Origin of the sequence: uncultured Altibacter sp. (assembly GCF_963972995.1) — a bacterium.
Classification (GTDB): domain Bacteria; phylum Bacteroidota; class Bacteroidia; order Flavobacteriales; family Flavobacteriaceae; genus Altibacter.
This window is the reverse complement of record NZ_CAXAXI010000004.1, coordinates 86,570-109,664: the sequence shown is the minus strand read 5'-3', so window position 1 is coordinate 109,664 and position 23,095 is coordinate 86,570. Positions and strand designations below refer to the sequence as shown.

General features: G+C 41.6%; 20 protein-coding genes and 3 tRNA genes. 13 read left to right on the top strand and 10 right to left on the bottom strand.

The features are described from left to right. Nucleotides 1-3: 3 nt before the first annotated feature. Genes AACZ11_RS03015 through AACZ11_RS03000 form a run of 4 tightly spaced genes read right to left on the bottom strand, consistent with a single transcriptional unit; the run spans nt 4 to nt 3,887 of the window. Nucleotides 4-438 carry a phosphoheptose isomerase gene (locus tag AACZ11_RS03015; protein WP_290629306.1) on the bottom strand — a complete coding sequence of 145 codons (435 nt, stop codon included), beginning with the start codon at nt 436-438 and terminating at the stop codon, nt 4-6. Further along, a complete protein-coding gene (locus AACZ11_RS03010) occupies nt 439-1,758 on the bottom strand; it encodes a (Fe-S)-binding protein (protein WP_290629304.1) in 1,320 nt (439 codons plus the stop codon). A gap of 3 nt (nt 1,759-1,761) precedes the next feature. Beyond that, nucleotides 1,762-2,712 (bottom strand): MlaD family protein, encoded by a 951-nt coding sequence (locus AACZ11_RS03005; RefSeq protein WP_290629301.1) that lies wholly within the window; start codon nt 2,710-2,712, stop codon nt 1,762-1,764. A 53-nt stretch (nt 2,713-2,765) separates the two neighbouring features. Continuing rightward, nucleotides 2,766-3,887: an N-acetylmuramoyl-L-alanine amidase gene (locus tag AACZ11_RS03000; RefSeq protein WP_290629299.1), complete on the bottom strand. Its 1,122-nt coding sequence runs from the start codon at nt 3,885-3,887 to the stop codon at nt 2,766-2,768. A gap of 247 nt (nt 3,888-4,134) precedes the next feature. Here AACZ11_RS03000 and AACZ11_RS02995 point away from each other — a divergent pair, with 247 nt between their 5' ends. Together AACZ11_RS02995 and AACZ11_RS02990 are read left to right on the top strand one after the other, a co-directional pair. Then, entirely contained in the window at nt 4,135-6,852 is a 2,718-nt protein-coding gene (locus tag AACZ11_RS02995) for a putative LPS assembly protein LptD (RefSeq protein WP_290629297.1), read from the top strand. Nucleotides 6,853-6,873: 21 nt separating this feature from the next. Next, complete coding sequence (locus AACZ11_RS02990) at nt 6,874-7,254, top strand: Rid family detoxifying hydrolase (protein WP_290629295.1); 381 nt, start codon at nt 6,874-6,876, stop codon at nt 7,252-7,254. A 1-nt stretch (nt 7,255) separates the two neighbouring features. Here the strand turns inward: AACZ11_RS02990 and AACZ11_RS02985 are convergent, their stop codons facing one another. Then, nucleotides 7,256-11,641 (bottom strand): translocation/assembly module TamB domain-containing protein, encoded by a 4,386-nt coding sequence (locus tag AACZ11_RS02985; RefSeq protein ID WP_290629293.1) that lies wholly within the window; start codon nt 11,639-11,641, stop codon nt 7,256-7,258. 106 nt (nt 11,642-11,747) lie between these two features. On the opposite strand from AACZ11_RS02985, the gene tsaD reads away from it, so the two are divergent. The 11 genes from tsaD (at nt 11,748) to AACZ11_RS02930 (ending at nt 18,521) form a co-directional block, all read left to right on the top strand. Continuing rightward, nucleotides 11,748-12,770, top strand: coding sequence for a tRNA (adenosine(37)-N6)-threonylcarbamoyltransferase complex transferase subunit TsaD (gene tsaD, locus AACZ11_RS02980; protein WP_290629291.1), 1,023 nt, complete (start codon nt 11,748-11,750; stop codon nt 12,768-12,770). 7 nt (nt 12,771-12,777) lie between these two features. Further along, a complete protein-coding gene (locus AACZ11_RS02975; protein ID WP_290629289.1) occupies nt 12,778-13,113 on the top strand; it encodes a TfoX/Sxy family protein in 336 nt (111 codons plus the stop codon). Next, complete coding sequence (locus AACZ11_RS02970; RefSeq protein ID WP_290629287.1) at nt 13,113-13,832, top strand: 16S rRNA (uracil(1498)-N(3))-methyltransferase; 720 nt, start codon at nt 13,113-13,115, stop codon at nt 13,830-13,832. The genes AACZ11_RS02975 and AACZ11_RS02970 overlap by 1 nt, the downstream gene beginning before the upstream one ends. A 299-nt stretch (nt 13,833-14,131) precedes the next feature. Beyond that, entirely contained in the window at nt 14,132-14,347 is a 216-nt protein-coding gene (locus AACZ11_RS02965; protein WP_290629285.1) for a hypothetical protein, read from the top strand. Between the two features lie 46 nt (nt 14,348-14,393). After that, complete coding sequence (locus tag AACZ11_RS02960) at nt 14,394-15,038, top strand: DUF4159 domain-containing protein (protein WP_290629283.1); 645 nt, start codon at nt 14,394-14,396, stop codon at nt 15,036-15,038. Continuing rightward, entirely contained in the window at nt 15,038-15,541 is a 504-nt protein-coding gene (locus AACZ11_RS02955) for a TrmH family RNA methyltransferase (protein ID WP_290629281.1), read from the top strand. The genes AACZ11_RS02960 and AACZ11_RS02955 overlap by 1 nt, the downstream gene beginning before the upstream one ends. A 34-nt stretch (nt 15,542-15,575) precedes the next feature. Then, nucleotides 15,576-16,670, top strand: a complete 1,095-nt coding sequence (locus AACZ11_RS02950; RefSeq protein ID WP_290629279.1) for an AI-2E family transporter — start codon at nt 15,576-15,578, stop codon at nt 16,668-16,670. Between the two features lie 6 nt (nt 16,671-16,676). Beyond that, the gene (locus tag AACZ11_RS02945) at nt 16,677-17,846 is read left to right on the top strand and encodes a class I SAM-dependent methyltransferase (protein WP_290629277.1); all 1,170 of its coding nucleotides are present in this window, start codon (nt 16,677-16,679) and stop codon (nt 17,844-17,846) included. Between the two features lie 136 nt (nt 17,847-17,982). After that, a tRNA-Ser gene (locus tag AACZ11_RS02940) sits at nt 17,983-18,066 on the top strand. A 156-nt stretch (nt 18,067-18,222) separates the two neighbouring features. Continuing rightward, nucleotides 18,223-18,297, top strand: a tRNA-Pro gene (locus AACZ11_RS02935). A 150-nt stretch (nt 18,298-18,447) separates the two neighbouring features. After that, nucleotides 18,448-18,521, top strand: a tRNA-Arg gene (locus tag AACZ11_RS02930). A 487-nt stretch (nt 18,522-19,008) separates the two neighbouring features. Here the strand turns inward: AACZ11_RS02930 and AACZ11_RS02925 are convergent. The 5 genes from AACZ11_RS02925 to AACZ11_RS02905 all read right to left on the bottom strand — a co-directional run bounded on the left by AACZ11_RS02925 (nt 19,009) and on the right by AACZ11_RS02905 (nt 22,966). Continuing rightward, nucleotides 19,009-19,161 carry a YqaE/Pmp3 family membrane protein gene (locus AACZ11_RS02925; RefSeq protein ID WP_290629275.1) on the bottom strand — a complete coding sequence of 51 codons (153 nt, stop codon included), beginning with the start codon at nt 19,159-19,161 and terminating at the stop codon, nt 19,009-19,011. Nucleotides 19,162-19,245: 84 nt separating this feature from the next. Next, nucleotides 19,246-19,767 (bottom strand): YetF domain-containing protein, encoded by a 522-nt coding sequence (locus tag AACZ11_RS02920; protein WP_290629273.1) that lies wholly within the window; start codon nt 19,765-19,767, stop codon nt 19,246-19,248. Between the two features lie 52 nt (nt 19,768-19,819). Next, entirely contained in the window at nt 19,820-20,305 is a 486-nt protein-coding gene (locus AACZ11_RS02915; protein ID WP_290629271.1) for a ferritin-like domain-containing protein, read from the bottom strand. 158 nt (nt 20,306-20,463) lie between these two features. Beyond that, nucleotides 20,464-21,741, bottom strand: a complete 1,278-nt coding sequence (locus AACZ11_RS02910; protein ID WP_290629269.1) for a hypothetical protein — start codon at nt 21,739-21,741, stop codon at nt 20,464-20,466. Between the two features lie 22 nt (nt 21,742-21,763). Then, nucleotides 21,764-22,966: an FAD-dependent oxidoreductase gene (locus AACZ11_RS02905; protein WP_290629267.1), complete on the bottom strand. Its 1,203-nt coding sequence runs from the start codon at nt 22,964-22,966 to the stop codon at nt 21,764-21,766. Nucleotides 22,967-23,095 lie beyond the last annotated feature (129 nt).

Below are 23,095 nucleotides of genomic sequence, written 5' to 3'. Positions count from 1 at the left end.
TCTTTATTCTTTAAAAACCTGAATGGTCACTTCTTTTTCAACTAAATCTGTGAATTTGCCCTTATAGCGGGTAGCTTTCACCAAATGATTGTCCACCCAATGGTAATTTCCTCCACGGGGTTTTCCCATTAGCAGGCTGTGGTATTTGAAACCGTGTTGGTTCAACCACGTTTCTGTTACTTCGCGGTGCTCTTCGGTTCGGGAAGTGAAAAAACAAATAATATGACCTTGATCGTACCATTTATTCAACGTTCGTAAGGCATCGGGAAAAGGCTCACAGGTGGCCATTCGCTCAGGTTCCTCATTGGGAATGTCGTCGGTAATGGTCCCATCGATATCGATCAAATAGTTCTTGACATCTTTAGGCAGTACAGGACTAACGTGTTCACCATTTATATGCGTATCTCGTAATAATTTATTTACTTTCTCCGATTTCATTTATTCGTTCTTCCAATTAAGTCGATCCATTTGATTGTAGGGCCATGGGGCCCCGTTATTCTCTATGTTGGTCATAGCAACGTTTAGCTCATTGGGAGCAGCCGATTGTTCCATGACCAAATATTGACGCATGTCCATAATTATAGACAACGGGTCGATACTTACCGGACAGGCTTCCACACAGGCGTTACAGGTAGTGCACGCCCATAATTCTTCCCTAAGGATATAATCATCCAACAGTTGTTTGCCGTCGGGTTTGAATTCGCCATTCGCATTAATATTCTTACCTACTTCCTCCAAACGATCACGCGTATCCATCATGATCTTACGGGGCGACAATTTTTTTCCGGTTAGATTGGCCGGACACTCGCTGGTACAGCGTCCGCACTCGGTGCAGGTGTAGGCATTGAGCAATTGGATCCTGTTTAGGTCCATGACATCGCTTGCTCCAAACTTCGCAGGTGCTTCAGTACCTTCAGCCGGAGCCGCGAACGGATCGGCATTTGGGTCCATCATGAGTTTTACTTCATTGGTTACCGATTCTAAATTCTTAAATTTTCCTTTCGGCACCACTTTTCCGAAGTAGACATTCGGAAATGCCAAAATAATGTGCAAATGCTTGGAGAAATAGAGATAGTTCAAGAAAACTAAGATCCCCAAAATATGTAGCCACCACGCTGTGCGTTCGATAAGGATGAGCGTACTTTCAGAAAATCCTTCCAGCAACGGTACGATATATTGGCTCACAGGAAACATGCCTGCTTGAGTGTAGTGTGCTGCTCCAATACGCTGTAGTTGGAGGTCTGCGGCGTTCATGGTGAGAAAAAGCACCATCAAAACCATTTCGAAATAAAGTATATAGTTTGCGTCATTCTTGGGCCACTCTGTCATTTCACGAGCCCAGAAGCGTCTAATCTTTTGAATATTACGTCGTGTCCAAAAGAGTATGACACCCACCAACACTAAAAGAGCCAGGATCTCGAAAGTGGCTATCAAATAATCGTAGACGACACCCATTCCCGATAAAACACGATGTGTCCCGAAGAGCCCATCGATAATTATTTCCAGCACCTCTATATTGATAACAATAAAGCCTACATAGACTATAATGTGTAAAAGTCCCGATACAGGGCGTACGACCATTTTAGATTGCCCTAGGGCGATACGCACTACATTTCCCCAACGTTCTGCCTTTTGATTGGAAGCATCTACCTCCTGTCCCAATTTTATATTGCGAATGATCTTTCGGATATTCTTTGTGAAATAACCAATACCCGCTATTAGGGCGATAAGGAATACTATATTAGGAATGTACTGCATGTTCTATTGGTTGGGATCTTCCGGCGGACTATATTCTTTGGGTCGTTTACCGAAAAGTGAAAAATGAACGTATCGTTTTGGATTAAGTTTCAAGTCTTGCATTAGTTGCTCCAATTGTTTGGACGCACCTTCAAGGTTCTCGTATAATTTGTCATCCTTCAGTAATTTACCAACACTCCCTTCTCCACTGTTGATACGCGTAACGATATCATTTAGCTGTTCGGTTACGGCTTGCATATCGGCTACCATCTTTCCGGTTTCTATCTGTGCAAGTGAATCGGATAATTTTGCAAAATTCTCGGCGGTGGTATCAAGGTTGGTAAAGGTTCGGCTTAATTTATCGCTGTTCTCTGCCAGCAATCCGTCCATACGTTGGGTGACACTGTTAAATGAAGCGAGGGTGCGATTTAGACCTTGAATGGCTTCACGTAGATTATTTCTGGTTGGCTCATCAACAATATCGGTAAAAGCTAATAAGAGCGTATCTACTGTAGCCAGCGTATTGTTCACCTTATTTTCCAATGGACCCAATCGCTCTGTCACGGCATCCAACATACCTTTTTCTATCTCGCCTTTAAGGGTATCTCCGGACTGAGCGATGGTATTTACATCGTAGGTAGGAAAGATACCTAGTGACTTCCCCCCAATCAAACCACTACTGTAAATACGAACCAGGCTGTTCCGGGAGAAATCGAAGTCCTTTTCTACCGTAAATTCCACGATAAGACCACCTGCCTGATTTGCAAAGTCGATGTTTTGAACTTTTCCAACTTTCAATCCGTTGATTGTCACCGGAGCCGACTTAGCCAAGCCTTCGACATTTTGGTATTTCACGTAAAAAGTACGGTGCTTCTCAAGCAAATTCGTGCCTTTCAGAAAGCTGTACCCAAAGATAAACAGCAAGATGGCGCCAATAGCAAGAATTCCGGTTTTAACTTCTCTAGATAGTCTCAAGGGGTATTGTTTTCGTTGAAAACAAATTTAGAAATAAATATAGAAAAAGCCCTTTATTTATCTTCGGAATTTAAGACATCCGAAAGTTTAACTTTTTTACCGTTTTTGAAGGCAACGACATAACAGGAGGAATATCCTTTTTCGCGTGCAAAGGCTTTCATAAGCTCGATCTTGTGATAGTCTGACGTTTCTCCGTAGTAATATTTAAAAAGACCGTCTTCTTTCTCTCTGCTTATCTCCTTCAAGCCTTTAAAATTTGAAGGTTTGGTATCAATCTTTTTACTGCTGGCTGCAAGTTGAACTTTAAATGTCACGTCTTTATAGATCTTTTCTTCAGTGGTTTCTATGGCCTTGTCGATCTCGTCTTCTTCAATAACCGGATTTTGAGATTTAGTAGTTGCAATCGCCAAGCTATTTTGATAGGATAGGATCGCCTTGGCAATTTGATCGGCCATTTCCTGTTGCCCTTTCTTTGAATTAAGGTAGGCTCCTTCGTCGTTATTGCTAAGAAAACCTGTTTCTATAAGTACACTGGGCATGTAGGTGTTGTGAAGCACCCAAAAACCTGCCTGTTTCACACTACGGTCTTTACGTTTCAAGGTGTTGGTAAAGTTATTCTGTATCAAACTCGCCAGCAGGATGCTCTGGTCCAGATACTCCTCTTGCATCAATGTAAGGCCAATAAGCGATTCGGGCGCACTTGGATCGAAGCCCGCATACGTCTCTTTGTAATTTTCCTCCAGAAATATTACTTCATTTTCTTTTTTTGCGATCTCGAAATTTGCCTGACTCTTGTGCAAGCCCAGCACAAAGGTTTCTGTGCCGTAGGCTTGCGAATGATGAGCGTTGCAATGTACAGAAACAAACAAATCGGCATCTGCTTTATTGGCTATGGCAGCACGTTCGCTCAACTCAAGGAAGACATCTGTTTTACGTGTATAGATTACTTTTATGTTTGGATTCTTTTCAAGGATCTCCCCAATTTTTAAAACAATGCTTAACGCGATCTCCGCTTCCTTATAGCCATTCTTTGTATTACCGGTATCCTTACCTCCGTGTCCTGCATCCAACACCACAACAAAGGGTTTTGTTGGAGCGTTATTGGAATTAGTAAAGGAAGCACATAGCAAGAGGCCGACAGCAAGTACGAAAAAAGACAAAAGTTTCGTTTTCATAGAGGTATAACGACAGTTAGAAATTGATATTTTAAAAAAGTGTATTTAAAAAACACAGCCCAAAAAATATGCTTAATTTTGAAGTTTCAAAAACTAAGCCAAATAAGTTTCGGGTTTTTCAGTTGTACTGTTTGGCAAAATTGAAGAAACTTAATGAAAGTTCCTCGGTCTAATTTGTATAATTCTACAATACACGGCAAAATTATATTTTTTAAACCGAAAATTACAAAATAACAGCATCGTAGCATTGCAAACTAAACGGCAATTTTTTCCGATTTTTCTCACACTTCTGCTTTCCTGCAGTGCTGCATTATATTCACAGGACATTCCCTCGAAAAACGAAGTAAACCTTCCTTCCGAAGAAAAAGAAGATTCTATTACCGTTCCCGTAAGAGACTTACTTCCTGAAACCACTGAAGTAGTCGCAGATACCGTCCGCACCGATACGATAGTGCCGCAGAAGGAATTTCTTGATGACGTGGTAGATTATTACGGAGAAGACTATGTGTACCTGGACCGTAAGAGCAACAAGGTCTATATGTATAATAAAGCCTATATTGTGTATGGCGATATGCGAATTGATGCCGGCTTGATCATTTTAGATTACAACAAGAATGAAGTTACCGCCAAAGGTATTGACAGCGCAGGTGTATATTCCCAACGTCCAATTTTCGTGCAAGGTGGTAACAGAGCCGAACCCGATTCATTGCGGTTCAATACGAAGACAAAAAAAGCGATCGTCTACAATACCCGAACCGAACAGAATGGTTTTAATGTGATCGCGGAAGCTACAAAGAAAGAAAATGATTCAGTTTATTTTCTTCGGAATGTGAAGTTCACTACTTCCAAGAACATCGAAGATCCCGAATATTATTTTTACACCCGCAGAGCGAAATTTGTTCCTAAGAAGAAGATCGTTACCGGTTTGACCAATATGTATATAGCCGATGTACCTACGCCCGTAGGCTTACCATTTGCGTATTTTCCACTTACGGAAGATCGTGCATCGGGTTTTATCATTCCAACCATTGGCGAGAACAGTAATCGCGGTTTCTTTTTCCAGAACGGGGGGTACTATTTTGCCATCAATGATTATTTAGACCTCACAGTTTTAGGAGATTATTATACCAATGGTAGCTACGGACTGCGAGGGGAATCGGCCTATCTGGTACGGTATAAGTTTCGAGGGAATGTAAGTGTACGATACGAAAACCTTATTAATAGTGAACGCGGTTTTCCGGATTTTAGTCAGAGTTCGGTATACAACATTCGTTGGAGCCACACACAGGACCAAAAAGCGAGTCCGTCGTCCACCTTCTCGGCTTCGGTCAACTTAGGGAGTAGCCGCTATTTCCAGCAGTCGATCAATCAAACCAACAACGCCAGCGCCTTGGTGAATACCTTGAACTCTTCTGTTTCGTATTCAAAAACCTTTGAAGGAGAACCTCAGGTTAATTTTACAATTGCGGGTACGCACAGTCAGAACACCAATACCCAAGAGATCACGATGTCGTTACCCAATATTGATGCAAATGTTTCCAGGATCTTTCCCTTTGCTCCAAGTTCGGGTGTAAAGCGTGGGGCGTTTCAAAACATCAATTTTCAATACAATGTTGCTGCTGAAAATAGGTTCAGTACGGTCGATTCTTTGTTCTTCAAGCCCGAAATGTTCGAGACAGCACAAGTGGGTGCGCGACATAACATTCCTGTGTCTACCAATTTTAAGATCCTTAATTATATAAGTGCGTCTGCCGGAACGAATCTTCAAGAAGTATGGGTGTTAAAAACTATCGAACGACGGTATGATGCAACACTCAATGATGGTGTAGGCGGTGTCGTGGAAGACACTATTCCCGGATTTGACAGATATCTTACCTATAACTTTTCAACAAGTTTAGGGACTACCGTATATGGTTTATTCAACTTCGGAACAGATAAAAGAATACAGGCGCTTCGGCACGTCATGCGACCTTCGGTAAGCTACAACATTAATCCCGGCTTCGATCAATACTACGACGAATATACGATCCCGGCTACGGCAGATCCTGATGTGAATGATGAGATCGTTTCGTATTCACGATTTCAGAACTCGATCTACGGTGCCCCCGGACAAAACTACTCTAGTAGTATAGGATTATCTTTAAGCAATACTTTTGAGGCCAAGATACGGGACAGGGACACTACAGCCACCGAACCCAAGAAGGTGATCCTGCTCAATAATTTCAATTTTAGTACAGCGTATAACCTAGTATCCGATTCGCTTAATTGGCAACCTTTACGCGTCACCGGAAGTATTCCTATCGTGGACCGGTTGGACTTTAACTTTAGCGGTACATTGAATCCGTATGCCTTGAACAGTAATAACCGTGAGATTGATGTATGGAATATAAATAACGGCGGGAGTTTGTTTCGTTTGACAAATGCGAATGTCAGTATCAATTATTCGTTCTCGAGTACAGATTTTGAAGGAAAAAAGGATGATGATCCTAAGGTATTCGAAGATGAAACGTTTAGAAACGGCGGGCGACCCGACGATCTCTTTGGAGAAACAACCGATATTTATGACGGGAATATTTATAAGGAGGATGATGAAGACGAAGACAAGACCGATATTGGCTGGTACAATTATAAGATCCCATGGGATTTTAGATTGGCGTACACCATGACCTATTCCAATAACCAACGACAGAATGAGATCTCATCACAATCGCTTATGGTAAGTACCAATTTGGAACTTTCTCCACGGTGGCGGGTGGGAGTTTCTTCAGGGTACGATTTTAAGAACAAAGGCGTAACACTTACACAGTTCCGGTTTCAGCGAGATCTTGAGAGCTGGCAAATGAGCTTTAACTGGACACCTATTGGGAGCATAAACACTTCTTGGTATTTTTATATAGGAATAAAATCTTCGGTGTTAAGTGATATTAAATACGACAAACGAAGAGAATCCGATCGACAGTTATAACAGTATTAATTTAATTCCACTATGAAAAAGATCATTCAAACCAACAATGCGCCTTCTCCCATTGGGCCGTATAGTCAGGCTGTATTAAAAGGTAATTTATTGTTCACTTCCGGACAAATCGCTTTGGATCCAAAGACCGGCGCCTTGAGAACAGACGACATCACCGCTGAAACCAAACTAGTGATGGAAAATCTGAAGGCCGTTCTCGCAGAAGCAGGAATGACCTTTGAGCATGTGCTCAAAACATCCATTTTTATAAGCGACATGAAGAATTTTGGCGCCATCAATGAAGTATATGCCCAATATTTTGACGAAGCAACGGCACCGGCTCGTGAAACAGTAGAAGTAGCCAATTTGCCTAAATATGTGAATGTCGAGATCTCAATGATAGCTTCCCTGTGATCTAATTTTCTTCATTCTCACGCGTGCCTTGTGTATTAAAATCTGCAGGCATCGTATCATCATCCGGAGTTACGGGAAGAATTTCATCAGATTCTTTAGTAAGTTTTCTGTTGAAGAGTTTGTTGACCAACTCTGCAAAGGTGTCAAAGTCTACTGTATACGAAACTCCCGCACCTTGTTCGAAGATCTGATCTTCTCCAATGAATTGAATGTCGGCTTGCCTGTTGAAAAAATTAATACGAAGGCTTCCATCTTCATTCACCAACCATTGTACTTCAATATCCCCTGCTACGGCAGTTTCGTTCACACCTCCTACCGGTACTCCCACTTTTCCATTGATAAGAATACGCTCGTTGATTTGTGTAGATAGCGTAATTCCGAAGCGATCTGCAGTTTCCTGATTGGGTAATCGGGACCCCTGCGAATAATCCAGCCCCACACGGAACTTGCTATCCTGATCGGCAAAGATCTCATTCACGAGTCCGGAGACGCGCTCTACCAGGGTGCCGGTAAAGGCATTCGAGCCTTCATAATTATCATTCACAAAAGAGCCAGATGCCAATAGGAAGAGCGCTTGCCTCTCACGTTGTTCGGCATTTTGTAGTTTGTATTCAAGCTCACTCTTTACAATAGAACTCACTCTGGGGAAATCAATGCGGAAGTTGATATCGGGTTGAATGAGCTCACCGGTAAGATCAATAAACACTTCAACGGGAATCTTTCTGTTCACTGCCGGGTTGTCCAACAGTATGGAAGGATTGGCCTGTGTTAAATACATGGCACTTAGATCCAAATTGGCCCGCTCCGGGCTTCCGTCCCATGTAATACTTCCGCCGGGAACTACTTGTATGGTCTTTTGGATGATCCCTCCGTATCTAAAATCGTATTCACCGCTTATCACCAGGAAATCTCCCCACATTCTAAACTTTCCGAGGGTATTGATCTCAATGAGTAAGATCCCGGCACCCCTCCCCTTCAGTGTAGAATTGTTAACTTGGTCCACGACCACTTCAACTTCAGCTTTGTCATTAATATCCAATTCAAAATTCAAGGACAATCCTTTAACCTCTTCAGAAACGATGGTCTCACCGCTAATACGTGCTTGTTTTTCTTTGGGAGATAAGAACTTTATAAATGAATCATCACCAATAGATTCTGTATCGCTGAGAGGAATTTTGAAAGTAGTACCCTCTTCGGTAGTGGCAACAACATCTATCACTAACTCTTCAACGGGCCCCCGAATGGCTGCGGTTCCGCTTATAAAAGCAGTTCCGTAGTACAGTGCATCCTCTTGGGGTTTGGTGTCCAAGACAAGTAGGCGATCCGGAGCATCGATGTTCAGGTCCAGCTCCCAGTTTCCGAAGTTGGTATGCGTCGCATTTCCTGAAAGTGTACCGGTGGTTCCGTATTTAGTGTCGGTTATTTCAGTACGGCCCAGATCAAATTTGTTCTTCGTTAAAATAATCTGAGTGGAATTATCCAAATTGAAGTCGGTATTCAAGTATGGGATCCTCAAACCTGCATCCTCCAAGGCAACGCGTCCAAAGATATCGGGAGATTTGTAATTGCCGGATACGCGAATGTTCCCGGAAGCCAGCCCCCGAATGTTTGAAATCACATCGGCCCCAAACGGACTGAATGCGTGCATGTTGAAATCGTTCAGGTCGACATCGAGCCGAATTTGAGGATTTTGCGGGGAGACATCGATAGTACCTACGGCATTGATCGATTTCACATTGTTGTTTGTGAGGGATGTATTGATACTGTAGTTGGTTAGATCCTCATTCCCTCGTACTGTTAAGTCCAGATCTCCAAAGGACACATCGTTTATGATCACGTTGTCAATGGTTACCTGACTGTTTGGATAGTAGGCGCCGTTCTTCTGAAGGAAATCCAATTTGCCATTTATATTCCCCTGAAGCTGCAGACTGTCGATATCCGGGGTAAGATTTCCAATATTCACATTATTGAACTGAAGCTTTACATTCTTATAGGTAGAATCCCGAAGCGTTCCCGCTAATTGAATGATCTCGTTGTTATGACTAAAAACAAGTGAGTCAATACGCACATCCTTAAAGTTATCATCAAATACAACCTTATTCAAATCATTGTTCTTCTCGTTGATATACCACACATTGTCCTTGTAGGTAATATCGGAACGTTTTACGCCCACGACCGATTTCCCTTGTTCGTTGATGGTGTGAAACAAGGCAAGGTTAAAGAGATCTTCTTTTTTCTTACCTCCTTTAAATTCTGAACGAATGTACAAGGTGTCATTGATGGTCTTGTTAATAACATTGACATCCGTAAGATTATAAAATCCCGTGTATACCGAATCCACTGAAATATATGCATTGTAAATAGGGTTGTCATTGTCTACTTGAATGTTGACCCGCGACAGATAATTATCTAGCACGATGATCTCCGGGGAGCGAAAATCGAGTTGAAATTTGGATTCATCGGAAGAGACCGAACCTTTTATCCTTGTATTCTCACCCAACTGAAGTTGTGGTACAAAGACTTCTACGATCTTATTGAATACCTTGAACTCGTAGTCGATGTATTGGTCTGTGGTAACTTCCTGCGGAATGTAATTGGTGTAGATACTGCCAATTCCATTGACAAAAAGGTTGGGTATGTCTTCGAGTAGGAACTCACCGGTGATCTTTCCGTTAATAATATCAGGCGAATTGATCTCAATGGTTCGAATCGGCCCTTCAAAAGAAGAAATAATATTGAAGTCATCGAAGAAGAAATCGTCATCTTCATTTTGATAGAACGTTTGGTTGAAGGTAATGGTTCCGCGTGCATCATCTACGGTAGTTCCCTCCATATCCATGATGATCTTCCCAGCGAAAACTGAAATACTATCCCTTGTAAATAAATTCAATTGATTCAGTTCGGCGAATTCCACATCGGCCTCAAAGTCGTACTGATTGGCATCCTTCGAAACATCTACAAGCCCTTTGAACTCCATTTTCAAATTAGGATCGTTTATGGTAAGCTCACCATCAAACAACGGATTTCTTAAATTCCCGGAGATATTGATTTTTTGATAATTATATCCTTCAAATGTAAGTGAGGATATTGTTCCTGTAATCCCGGTGTTGACAGATTCCTGAGTAAATCCTCGACCGTCCACACTAAGATCTGCGGTCACTTTTCCTAACGAGCTGGTTCCTGCTATTTTCCCTAATGAGAAGTTATTAAGCACGATATTCCCTTTGTAATAGGCATAATCGAAATTGTTGAGGTTTCCAACACTTAGATCGACCTTTGCGCCGCCAATACCCGAGGAAATAGTACTCTTGGTTACCAAATCGGTTGTTGTGATGGTGGTATTGCCCGAAAAGGTGAACGTACCTAGATCCTTTAGTTCCTTCGGAATGACATCTCCTAAAATTCGCGGCATAAACCGACGCAGATCGTAGTAATTAGTAGTTATGGAATGCCCTTCAGCGTTAATAGAATACTCGGTGTCGGCAGCTAAAATGTCTTTTACTGAAAAATCACCTGAGATGCGCGTGTCACCCGTCGCCAGCTGTGCATTGGTAAATTCAAAATCGTTCAATGTTCCTTTGAATTCTCCGTCGATATTGATAACTTGATCTGGACCAAATTCATTGTAAAAACTGTTTAGATCGTTGGTCGACAGTTTGGAATCATTGAAATTAGCTGAAATAATCACCCCTTTTTCGAAATCAGATAAATTTCCGTCGGGGTAGCTTAGCAAAATATTACCCGTGATTGTAGATGCTTCGGTGATAAGGGTAAGATCTTCGAAGCGCATTTCAGTAAGTGTATACGAGAAATCTCCTTGCAGATCTTTGATCACAAAACCGCGTTCGGCATCCAAGGACAATGATTGGATGGAAGCTTCAATTTCGGGTCCTGTGATCTTGAAGTCTGTGGCCATTAAATTTACATCCTTCAGAAGAAAAACCTCCGGATTATCAAGATTGTGATTGGTAATCTTTACAACACTTTCGGTAAGACTTACATCATTGCTAAAGAGCGAGAAAGGGCTTTCACTTTTTTGTCCGGTATCGAACTTTTCGGCAAAAATTGTAAGATTGTCTGTTTCTTCGCCTTGGTACGTGGTCACATAGAGTTTGGCTCTTTCAAGGTCGATATTACCAAAACCCAGATCTCCTTGTATTAAATTTTGAAAGTTTACAATGTTGGTTTCCAGCCTGTCTGCGTAGATGAGTGTATCTTCATGATGATCGGCGATGTACACCTCGCGAATATCGACCTCACCTTTCCAGTTAAGGCCCAAGCGTTTTATTTCAATGCGCGTTCCGTAGGTTTCATTGAGATTGTCCGTTACTTTTTTGGCAACATAGGTTTGGACGGAAGGAATTGAAAGAATAATGACTAAAAGCACGAGCAGCAATACAATTATTGCGAAAGTGCGAAGTATTATTTTCCTAAGTTTTTTGATACGCTTTTAAAGTTTTAATTTTGACTCCAATAAATATGCCTTTTTTATTTTGAGCGACCAAAATTGTTACATACTCGGTATTGAATCCTCTTGTGACGACACAGCCGCCGCTGTGATCAACAACGGTGTTATTTTGTCTAATGTTGTTGCCACACAAACAATTCATAAAGAATATGGTGGTGTGGTTCCGGAGTTGGCATCACGTGCGCATCAACAGAACATCGTCCCGGTGGTTCACCAAGCTTTGCGCAAAGCAAATATCGACAAAAAAGACTTAAGTGCCATAGCTTTTACAAGTGGTCCGGGATTGATGGGTTCCCTGTTGGTAGGCACCTCATTTTCAAAGTCTTTTGCCTTTGGATTGGGTATTCCTTTGATCGATGTCAATCACATGCAAGCGCATATCTTGGCGCATTTCATCAAGGCGGAAGGACAAACGGCTCCTTCCTTTCCCTTTTTGGCACTTACCATTAGCGGGGGTCATACCCAGATTGTTAAAGTGACCGACTATTTTGACATGGAAATCCTTGGAGAAACTATAGATGATGCGGTTGGCGAAGCTTTCGACAAGTCCGGTAAGATCTTGGGGCTCCCCTATCCTGCGGGTCCGCATATCGATAAACGGGCACAATTAGGCAATCCCCATCGTTTTCCCTTTACAAAACCTAAAGTAGGACCGCTGGAATTTAGTTTTAGTGGTCTCAAGACAGCCGTACTTTATTTTATTGAACGCGAAGTTGCTGCCAACCCTCAGTTTATTTCAGAAAATATCAATGATATTTGTGCAAGTCTGCAATACACCATAGTCGATTATCTTATGGATAAGATCAAGAATGCCGTAAAAAAGACAGGAATTAAAACGGTTGCGATAGGTGGTGGAGTTTCAGCCAACAGCGAAATTAGGAAGGCGCTAAAAGATGCTGAAACGACCCACGGTTGGACCACGCACATTCCTCGTTTTGAATATTGTACCGATAACGCAGCCATGATTGCGATCGTAGGGGAATTGAAGTTTAAACAAAATCAATTTGCAAAGAATACGGTGGTTGCAAAAGCACGAATGAAACTGTAATACTGTAATGGATACACATACTGAAGCATTGGTACGACGAATTCGGGTGGCAGTACTGCCTTGGAATCCGCACATCACCGAAAAGAAGATGTTTGGGGGGTACTGTTTTATGTATAAAGGGAAAATGTGTGTAGGTGAGACCAAAGGAAGACTTATGGTACGTGTGGTGCACGATAAGATGGAACTAGCCTTGAACGATCCGGATGTCACCCCAATGGACTTCACGGGCAAACCCATGAAGGAATTTATTTTTGTTTCTGAAAAGGGATACGATTCAGAAGAGAAATTGCAGCATTGGATAGAACTGGGTATTGAACATGCCCAAAGTAAACAAACACACTGATGCAGCTCTTCTATAATCCTCATATTTCTGAAGCTTCCAAAGTGGTTGTCTTCGACAAAGAAGAGAGTCGTCATATTTTTAAAGTACTTCGAAAGCAGCCGGGAGACCGGTTGCTCGTTACAAATGGTACCGGAACATTCTTCGAAACGGTGCTGGAAGAGTCCCAGCCAAAAAAATGCACTGCAAAGATCGTATCATTACAGCAACAAGCACCCCTTCCCTATAGGCTGCATATGGCGGTAGCACCTACCAAGTTGAACGATCGCTACGAATGGTTCTTGGAGAAGGCTACAGAAATTGGTGTTACGGAAATAACCCCTATTATCTGTGATCATAGCGAACGCAAACAGATAAAGCCGGAACGTTACGAAAAGATCCTTCAAAGTGCGATGAAGCAATCGTTAAAATCATATCTTCCTATCTTACATCCGGCTGTTTCATTTAAAGAATTTATTGCGTCAAACGTCGGTTTAGAGGCGCTATGTTGTATTGCGCATTGTGAAGAAGGCTCCAAAGCTACGTTTAAGTCGGTATTGAAACCACACATTCCTGTTTTATTGCTCATTGGCCCTGAAGGAGACTTCTCGACTGCTGAGATTACCTTGGCGAAAGACAGCGGATTCATACCGGTAAGCCTAGGAGATTCCCGCTTGCGTACTGAAACCGCCGCCATTGTAGGGTGCCACAGTGTCGCTTTTGTCAATGAAGTAGAACCTTAATAACTCATTGCAATACAGTGAATTGAGGAATTTTCATACAATTATGATTGATTAGTGAGTTGTAAATTGAGAAATTGCTTGAAGACGTTGTACTTTTGCCGATGAAAACTCTCCGACTGTAAAAAAGCTTGTGAACTACTGTTAACACTCAAATCTTTGGCTCGTATACCTAGATTTAACTAGCTGAAACAGTGCATTTAAACGATAATAATTGCATTTAATCGTAAAAAAAGTAAAATATTTATTCGATTTTTATAAAATATTACTTAGTTTGGCTGCTTTAAAATAAGAATGTTCATATGTCCCCAGCAGCCCGAAAATTTGAACACTCCATGAACTTGCCTACTATTGCTTCCGGTATACTTACCGGTACCAATGCGTTCATTGAGGATTCCAAGTCCCTAGACCAAACCTTAGCGATCTCCCATCATGGTATGGCTCCGCAACGATTGGTACAGGACTGGATGAAATTTACAGATCTCCTTGGAAGCGGAATTCTATCCAAAATTTCGTAACTGTATCTATCGCACCAAACCGCTACTTTTCGTATTTTTGAACACGATGCGAATACTTTGTTTATTTTTTATAGCCACCCTTGCCCCTCTTTTTGTTAATGCACAGGAAATTGCCGTACTAGAATACGGTGGCGGTGGTGATTGGTACAGCAATCCTACAGCACTTCCTAATCTTATTCAATTCTGTAATCAGCAAATAAATACCACCATGGAACGTAAGCCACAAACCGTTGCCCCGGGCAGTGTGGATATCTACGATTACCCATTTGTGCACATGACCGGACATGGAAATGTTTTCTTCAGTTCGGAAGAAGCCGAGAACCTTCGAAACTATCTGCTAAGCGGCGGATTTCTTCATATAGACGATAATTACGGAATGGACCAATACCTTCGGAAGGAGTTGGTCAAGGTATTTCCCGATAAGGAGTTGAAGGAACTACCGGGAAATCATCCGCTCTTTTCTATAGCGTTCCCATTTCCGAAGGGATTGCCTAAAATTCATGAACACGATCGGGGTCGACCTCAAGCATTCGGAATCGAGCACGAGGGTCGCTTACTATTACTCTATACCTTTGAAAGTGACTTGGGCGATGGTTGGGAAAATCCTGAGATTCACAACGATCCCGCCGATGTACGTCAAAAAGCACTGCAAATGGGAGCCAACATTATCAAGTATGCCTTCGAGAATTAATGGCTTCTCAACTTTCGCATAACGCTACGCCCTTCGCTCCTAAGAAATTTCCCATAATCGTGTTGTGTGATTCGCTCCATAGTCCGGCAAACATTGGTGCACTATTCCGAATCTGTGAAGCCTTTGGCGTGGAAGAAATACTTTTCTATAATTGTATACTTAATATACAGTCCAACAGATTGCTTCGAACTTCCCGGAATACACATCAACGCGTGGCGTATCGTGAGGTGACCGATCTTGCTTCGGAAGTTGCCCGATTGAAGAATCTTTCGTATACCTTTATTGGCTTAGAAATAACCGAAAACAGTGTTCCTTTGCAAACACTTTCCCTTCCGAAGTCATCTAAAACTGTCCTGTGTATTGGCGGAGAACGTCATGGAATATCCGAAACATTATTAGAACATACAACTGTCAACACTCACATCACCATGTACGGCGAAAACAGCAGTATGAATGTCATCCAAGCGACTGCTATCGCTCTATTCTCCTTAACAAAACTTTGATACTTTCGTAGCGGGATTCTGCTATCTTTACGTTGTGAAAGCAAAAGCAAGAAGCATTGCGCTGGGCATCTTAAAAGCCTTGGCGGTTATAACGGGAATCTTTATTTTATTTTGGTTCGTCTTTAAGATACAGGCGCTCCTGCTTTATATTGGTATCGCGCTGGTAGTATCCCTTATCTTTAGACCGGTTGTCCTGTTTTTAACCAGACGTCTGCGTTTTGGTAATACATTGGCAGCATTCTTTACACTTCTTTTGGTGATTGGATCGGTAGCTCTAATGTTACGGATCTTTGTTCCAATTATTATAGAGCAAAGCAAGAATATCGCCGAGATCGATTTTGAATTGGTAAAATCAGATTTAAACGAACTTAACATTCAGGCGAGTGATTATCTGGGTGTTGAAAAGATCAAGATCGTGGAAGCGATTAAGCGTACCGAATATGTACGCAATTTTAATTTAGAGATCATCCCCAGTTTCATTGATATTTTCTTTAGCAATATTGGAGGATTTGTAGTAGGTCTTTTTTCAGTACTGTTCATTTCGTTCTTTTTGCTTAAGGACGAAAAACTTATCGCCCGGGCGGTGCTGGTTTTCGCACACCCCAGCAGAGAACAGCGTTTTATAAATGTACTTACCAAGGTTAAGGAGCTATTATCACGGTACTTTCTTGGGTTACTACTCCAGATCATGATACTCACTCTATTCTACTCCGTTTTATTACTTTATCTGGATATTCACAACGCCATTGCCATAGCGCTCATTTGCGCTTTCTTGAATATCGTTCCCTATCTAGGACCCCTTATTGGAAGCGTGGTCATGATGCTGGTTGTGGTTTCTAACAATCTGGGTGCCGATTTTTCTTCGGAATTATTACCCTTGTTGTTGATCGTACTTATTGGGTATTCCATCGCCCAATTGTTTGATAATTTGATTACCCAACCTGTAATCTTCGGAAAAAGCGTGCGATCGCACCCTTTGGAAATATTCATAGTCATCTTGATCGGGGGTTATCTGGTAGGGATCGCCGGAATGATCCTTGCAGTGCCGGTATATACTACGTTGAAGGTCATCGCGAAGGAATTCCTTTCAGAATATAAGATCGTTAAACGCCTTACAAAAAACCTTTAATTTATATTGAACAACAATCTCCTGCATACCAAAGTCCAAGCGTTCATTCGTTCGTATGAGGGACCGTTGGAGCAACTTGCCTTTTCGGGTAGTCCTTTTAACAATGTCACGACTCAGGAATTACTTCAGCAGATCGAAAGCAGGAGAAAGACCGAATTGAAATTGCCTACTTGGTTTGCTTCGGAAGGAATCTATTATCCGCCTAAGCTGAACATTGAGCAAACTTCTTCTGAAGCAACCGCGGCGTACAAAGCATCGCTGGTAAGCGGAACTTCGTTGGCAGATATGACCGGAGGTTTGGGAGTGGACTGTTATTATTTTTCGAAACGCTTTGAAACCGTAGACCATTTTGAGATCGATGCAACGCTTTCAGAGATCGCTGCACATAATTTTAGAGTATTGAATTCCCCGGGTATTCGTTGTTTTTCACAAAACGGAACGGAAGCCGTACAAAACGGAACTTACGATGTTATTTACGCCGATCCGTCACGGCGTCACGATGTAAAAGGAAAGGTCTTCTTTCTATCCGATTGTGAGCCAAACATCCCGGAACACTTAGAATCTATTATGGATGTATGTAACACCTTCGTTATAAAGACATCGCCTATGCTCGATCTTTCAGTAGGTCTGGAAGAATTAAAGTATGTTTCAGAAATACATATTGTCGCAGTGAACAATGATGTGAAAGAGCTCGTATGGATGCTTCGGAAGGAGTTTACAGCGGCATCGCCAAGAATACACACCGTCAATATAACTAAAGAAACACCACAACAATTCGATTTTTCTTGGGGGACTGAAGCTTCGGAAGTATATGGTCTGCCACAGCGTTTTTTATATGAACCCAATGCTGCACTCATGAAAAGTGGTGCCTTCGGGTTGCTTTCAGAAGCCTTCCGCGTTAAGAAATTACATTCCAACAGCCATTTGTATACAAGTGAATCCTTGCGTGAATTTCCCGGACGCCGTTTTACAATCGACACTTGTATCCCCTACTCCAAAGGAGCCATGAAGGAATTACTCACGTTTACAAAAGCGAATGTTGCCACTCGTAATTTCCCCGAATCGGTTGCTGTGATACGTAAAAAGTGGAAGCTTAAGGATGGTGGGGACCGCTATCTTTTCTTTACCACCACATTGGAGGATAAAAAAGTGGTGTTGATTTGCAGTAAAATATAAAAAGCTTGAGCAAACCGACTAACTCTTTTGAAATAAGCCGAATAAATTAGGGTAAAAAAGCGAGTATTTTTTTGCGTTATACCAATTGAAAAGTTACATTTGCATCCGCATTTTACGATGACGTTCATTATTTATTGGAGAGGTGCCAGAGTGGTAATGGAGCAGATTGCTAATCTGTCAACGGGCAACCGTTGCCGGGGTTCGAATCCCCGTCTCTCCGCAAGTTGTATTCAAGTGCAATTAGCACTATATTACAAATTGCATACGGTTTGTATGCACACGATTCTCTAAATGCTTTAAGAACAAGTGGGCAGATCGCTTACAGCGTATCTATCAAAGTACGAGTATTATGAGAATAATGTATTGATAACCCATTCGGGGTGTAGCGTAGCCCGGTTATCGCGCCTGCTTTGGGAGCAGGAGGTCGCAGGTTCGAATCCTGCCACCCCGACAAATCAAAAGGGAGTTTCCGTAGGAAATTTGTTTTCTTAAGGAAACGTAGGCATTGATTTGTAATCCTTTAAAGAGGATCATTGTTTTATAATCCTGCCACCCCGACAAGAATATAAAGCTTGGCTTTATTACCTAGTATACCAAAAAGGGTCGCATAGCTCAGCTGGATAGAGCACCTGCCTTCTAAGCAGGCGGTCCCAGGTTCGAATCCTGGTGCGATCACGAATAAATAAAAAATTCCCGTGTAAAATCAAACTTGTTTGAATTTTTAAGCGGGGATTTTTTATTTTCAACGCGGAGCGTTGTCAGGATCACCGACTGTAAGGGAGGTAATCCTAGATATCAACGCAGAGCGTTGTCAGGAACACCGACTGTAAGGGAGGTACTCCTAGATATCAACGCGGAGCGTTGTCAGGAACACCGACTGTACGGGAGGTACTCCTAGATATCAACGCAGAGCGTTGTCAGGATCACCGACTGTAAGGGAGGTACTCCTAGATATCAACGCGGAGCGTTGTCAGGATCACCGACTGTAAGGGAGGTACTCCTAGATATCAACGCGGAGCGTTGTCAGGATCACCGACTGCAAGGGAGGTATTCTTGATTTCAAAGTATAGTATTTATCATACTTTCAGCAATAGAAATTTTCGAAGCCATTAGGCTCCTCTGGGGATCTGCCACCCCGATGAATATCTTGAAGAATACCAATTTAATCGTTCACTATGAACGCGTGAATCACTCCCGGGAGCCAACCAATTAGCGTTAAAATGATGCTAATTAAAAAAGTTGTGCCTACCCCATGTTTCAAAAAAACGGCTAGTGGTGGCAACAAGATGTTTAAAATAATAGTAAGTAATGACATAATCTGTTTATTTAAGTTAATTCTATTTTTAAGTACGCGGCACGAGAGGCGAAAACGTCGGGTTTAAGTCTCGGCTTATAAATCTTACCGTTTCACGTCTTTCAATAACCAATCCTGCACGCTCTTATCACTATTAGCGGTATGTAATACAACGATATCACCGGTTGTTTCAAAGACCACTGCACGCACCTCGCTAAGATCCAGAACATTTGCTTCCCGTAGTTTCGATCGAAGGTCTCCTTCTGTCACCCGGGCTTTTTTGAGATTCGATTCAAGAATATTTTCATAATCCATGAGTAGTAGCGGTGTGTTGTCAATAGCTTTCTGAAAAAACTTCCATCGCCTACAATACGCAGCTGTCAACTGAACCAAATAGACCATTAATAACCCCAGCATGCCTTCCAGTAAGGAAATTGATTTGGAGAGGATGGTCGTGGCGATGATCGAACCCACGGCTACTGTCATCGCAAAATCAAAACTGGACATCTTTGAAAAACTTCGTTTTCCAAAGATCCTTGTTAATAAGATGACCGTGATAAAAATACTTATCGTGCTTAGGGTAATTGCCGCTACAGCACTAAGAGATGTTTCAAACCATGTTTCCATAAGATCTATATATTAAAAAACCCGTTAAAAACGGGTTCTGTGATAGTATTGCTTAGGCTAAAGCTTTCTTGTTAAGACGACCTTCCGCTAATTTATCCAGTTTATTATCGGCGTCATATTCTTCATCCAATGTGGTTTGCAACTTCTTCGCCACATCCTTATGACCTAATTCCTTTGCAAAACGAACTGCCGTACCGTAACCGGAAATTTCGTAATGTTCTACTCTTTGTGCGCAAGCAATAAGTCCGGCATCCTTTACATCGCCCGGTGCGTCTTCTTTTATCATGTCATCACACTCTTCTATAAGCCCCTCCATGGCATCGCATTTGGTATTACCCGGATTTATTCCCAGCGAATCACAAATTTCTTTAATACGTTCAAATTGCGTTTTAGTCTCTTTTAAATGATGCGAAAAGGCTTCTTGCAGCTTTTTGTCTGAAGCCGCTTTCACCATGTTAGGTAATGCATCTAGGAGTTGTTTTTCTGCGGAATAAAGATCCTTAATTTCATGTTCGAATAATTCAGATAGATTTTTCATAGTCGTTTGTTTTAATGATTAAGTATTACCTAAAGGTACTTTTGTTCTTAATTTTCTAAAAGAACTTTATGACACCTTAACAACAAATGTTAATGCCGTACTAAGAGCAATTAGCTCGCGTATAGTGTATGGAGTAAGGCACTAACTGTGAAAAACCGTTAGTCGTTTTTGCAGTTAAAACAAGCTAAGAGATTGGGAGGTAGCACAAGATCTTGAGATCCGTTAAGTGGTGCTGTGAGGACGCCTTTGCTTTCAATGCTTTTTCTAAATTCTAAAGCATACTCTTTAAGATCATCGCGTCTTCTTTTGATCTTGGAAATGATGGTATCTCCATTTAATTTTTGCAAAGGCTCAGGCCATTTTGAAACTGCCGTCTCAATGACCGAATCTGTAAGGTGCTTTTGGATGTACTGTGCTTCCTCTAAGTAAATAGATTCGGGAGTCGAAAGTAAAAAATAACGGTCAAAGGGGTATACAAGACCCGGTATATAATCAATTGTTGGTTTAAAGGGCCTTACATGTGGCTCAACGTTTTTACTTGAAACGATTTGAGGAACAATTCCATCGATATCAAAGAAGGCATTATCCCTATCACCGGGAATGGGTATCCCAATAAATTCATTGTTATTCTTGACAACGGCCCACCCCCACTGCTTCACATGACGATCCCAATCCCCTATCACCAAATCAAACAAACGGTTCCTTACTAACTGTGACACATCAATTTTTACGTGCTGTCCATGTTTCGTTTTTAACTGCTGCAAATCCTCAGTGTCCATTAATTCAACAACATCCTTATAGATCGTCCAGTTTTTTTTTCCTTCCGTTTCATATTCTAGCCAATAAAGTTTATTGCCATAGGCATCGTTGAAATCTTCTAAGGATTCTTGTTTGGGCACAAATACAGCTTTGGGGTGTGTGTGGAGTATGTTCAAAGCGTTAGCCATTTCAGCAGCGATCCAAGCACCGTAGGGATGTTGTGCAGACACGCCATCGATAACAATATTCTCTAACCCCAGAAAACGAACATATTCAGGGACAAGTGCTTCAGGATCTTTAGCAATACTGCGCAAGGTATAGACAATCCCGTTTGCACCTTGTAGCTTTAATGAGTTTGTTTGCTTTCCACCTCCTTCTTCTATCACCTTCATACCTCCATAAAGTGTATCTAAGAATACAATAGGGACCTTTATAGGTGTTGACCAAGCTTCTCGATAATGATCGCCTTGAACAAATCGTTTGAGATCGTTTGCTGTATATTGAGAGCTGGCAGCAACGAGCACTGAGTCCATAGATTTGAAGTCTGTTTCCTCAATATTCTGAAGATCGACGATAATATCAGTAGCCGCCGTATCGTCTGAGCTGAGTACGGAAGAATAAAGAAGAATTAAAAGCAAAACAATTAGTATTGCTAGTATGATTCCAATTTTTTTCATTCTGAAAGTTTTATCCTCAAAGTTACCTGTCAAATTTATAATATTCTAAGAAAGGATGTGGCCTTCCTTCTATGGATGGGATGATGACATCTCTGCCCATTACACTGAAAGTAATACCGTTTCCGCCGAAGCCTAAAATATAATGTTCATTTCTATTTGGGTCCGGTTTGCCCATATAAGGAAGTCCGTCTTTTGTTTCGCCAAATGTTCCGGCCCAACTGTAATCTTTTATAAACGGAATGGCCGGAAAGGTCTTCTGAAAGGTTTTTACCAATTGTTTTTCTTTCTTAGCTAATAAGCTATCCCTTGCTTTTGCGTTCTTGAAAGGAGTATCACCGCCACCCATAATAATTCTACCGTCTTCAGTCCCTCTGTAATAATGATACGGGTCTGCTGTATCCCATAGGATCATATTTTTAAAGGGAGATGGTAGGTCAGCAAATACTTCCGAAGCAATTGCATACGTGCTAATAAGGGTTACGGTATCTTTTGGTAAGGTTTCAACACTTTCATATCCTGTACAATGGATCACATGCGAAGTTTTAATAACATTTCCGGTTCGTGTTGTTAGAACCATATTGTCTCCTTTTTGATTACGGTCTTTGATCTCGGTTTTGTCAAAAACCTTCAAGCCTTTTTTTACGGCATATAATAGTAAATCTTGAGCAAAAATATACGGATTTATAACCGCGCCTGCAGTAGATTTTATGCCAGCTTGCCCATTGTGAACACCTAGTCCTTGTATGGCATTTTTATCCAGCCACGATACTTCAAATCCATGATTGCACCGTGCCTCATACTCCTTCCTCAAAGAGGGTACTTCTTTTTTTTCGGTAGTAAACAGGACACTTTCTTTTTTTCTGAAATCGCAGTTACTGTTTATTTCGGAAACAATGGCTTCTAGGGTATCAATGGCTACATCACATTGTTTGTAGCTTGTAACCGCGTTCGTAATACCTACTTTGTCAATTAATGTATACAAAGGGACATCAACTTCATATTGAAGCATGGCGGTGCTGGCTGCGGTGCTTCCGTGACAAACATCTCGTTTATCGACTAGGGTTACGTCATATCCGGCTTCAATTAATGTATGTGCTATGAGAGCGCCTGTGATACCTGCACCAATAATCACCACCGAAGTTGTGATATCCTCTGTAAGTGACGGATACGATGTTATAAATGAATTTTGAAGTACCCAAAACGGCTCTAGAGATCGTATATCCATACCTGAAATTTATCTAAAGTTACCGTGTAAAAAATTACCCTTGATGTATCTTAGCTTAATTTTAACGCTCACCATATTAAGAAAAGAATGGTATGTCGCAATTGAGGTTACATGACTCCTATCTTTTGT

Bases quoted from the DNA above. Each gene is read 5' to 3' on its own strand.
- AACZ11_RS02915 (WP_290629271.1), bottom strand. From the start codon at position 20,305: ATGAAAAATCTATCTGAATTATTCGAACATGAAATTAAGGATCTTTAT.
- AACZ11_RS03000 (WP_290629299.1), bottom strand. From the start codon at position 3,887: ATGAAAACGAAACTTTTGTCTTTTTTCGTACTTGCTGTCGGCCTCTTG.
- AACZ11_RS03010 (WP_290629304.1), bottom strand. From the start codon at position 1,758: ATGCAGTACATTCCTAATATAGTATTCCTTATCGCCCTAATAGCGGGT.
- AACZ11_RS02910 (WP_290629269.1), bottom strand. From the start codon at position 21,741: ATGAAAAAAATTGGAATCATACTAGCAATACTAATTGTTTTGCTTTTA.
- AACZ11_RS02990 (WP_290629295.1), top strand. From the start codon at position 6,874: ATGAAAAAGATCATTCAAACCAACAATGCGCCTTCTCCCATTGGGCCG.
- AACZ11_RS02925 (WP_290629275.1), bottom strand. From the start codon at position 19,161: ATGTCATTACTTACTATTATTTTAAACATCTTGTTGCCACCACTAGCC.
- AACZ11_RS02905 (WP_290629267.1), bottom strand. From the start codon at position 22,966: ATGGATATACGATCTCTAGAGCCGTTTTGGGTACTTCAAAATTCATTT.
- AACZ11_RS02975 (WP_290629289.1), top strand. From the start codon at position 12,778: ATGGATACACATACTGAAGCATTGGTACGACGAATTCGGGTGGCAGTA.
- AACZ11_RS02955 (WP_290629281.1), top strand. From the start codon at position 15,038: ATGGCTTCTCAACTTTCGCATAACGCTACGCCCTTCGCTCCTAAGAAA.
- AACZ11_RS02960 (WP_290629283.1), top strand. From the start codon at position 14,394: ATGCGAATACTTTGTTTATTTTTTATAGCCACCCTTGCCCCTCTTTTT.
- AACZ11_RS02970 (WP_290629287.1), top strand. From the start codon at position 13,113: ATGCAGCTCTTCTATAATCCTCATATTTCTGAAGCTTCCAAAGTGGTT.
- AACZ11_RS02920 (WP_290629273.1), bottom strand. From the start codon at position 19,767: ATGGAAACATGGTTTGAAACATCTCTTAGTGCTGTAGCGGCAATTACC.
- AACZ11_RS03015 (WP_290629306.1), bottom strand. From the start codon at position 438: ATGAAATCGGAGAAAGTAAATAAATTATTACGAGATACGCATATAAAT.
- AACZ11_RS02965 (WP_290629285.1), top strand. From the start codon at position 14,132: ATGTCCCCAGCAGCCCGAAAATTTGAACACTCCATGAACTTGCCTACT.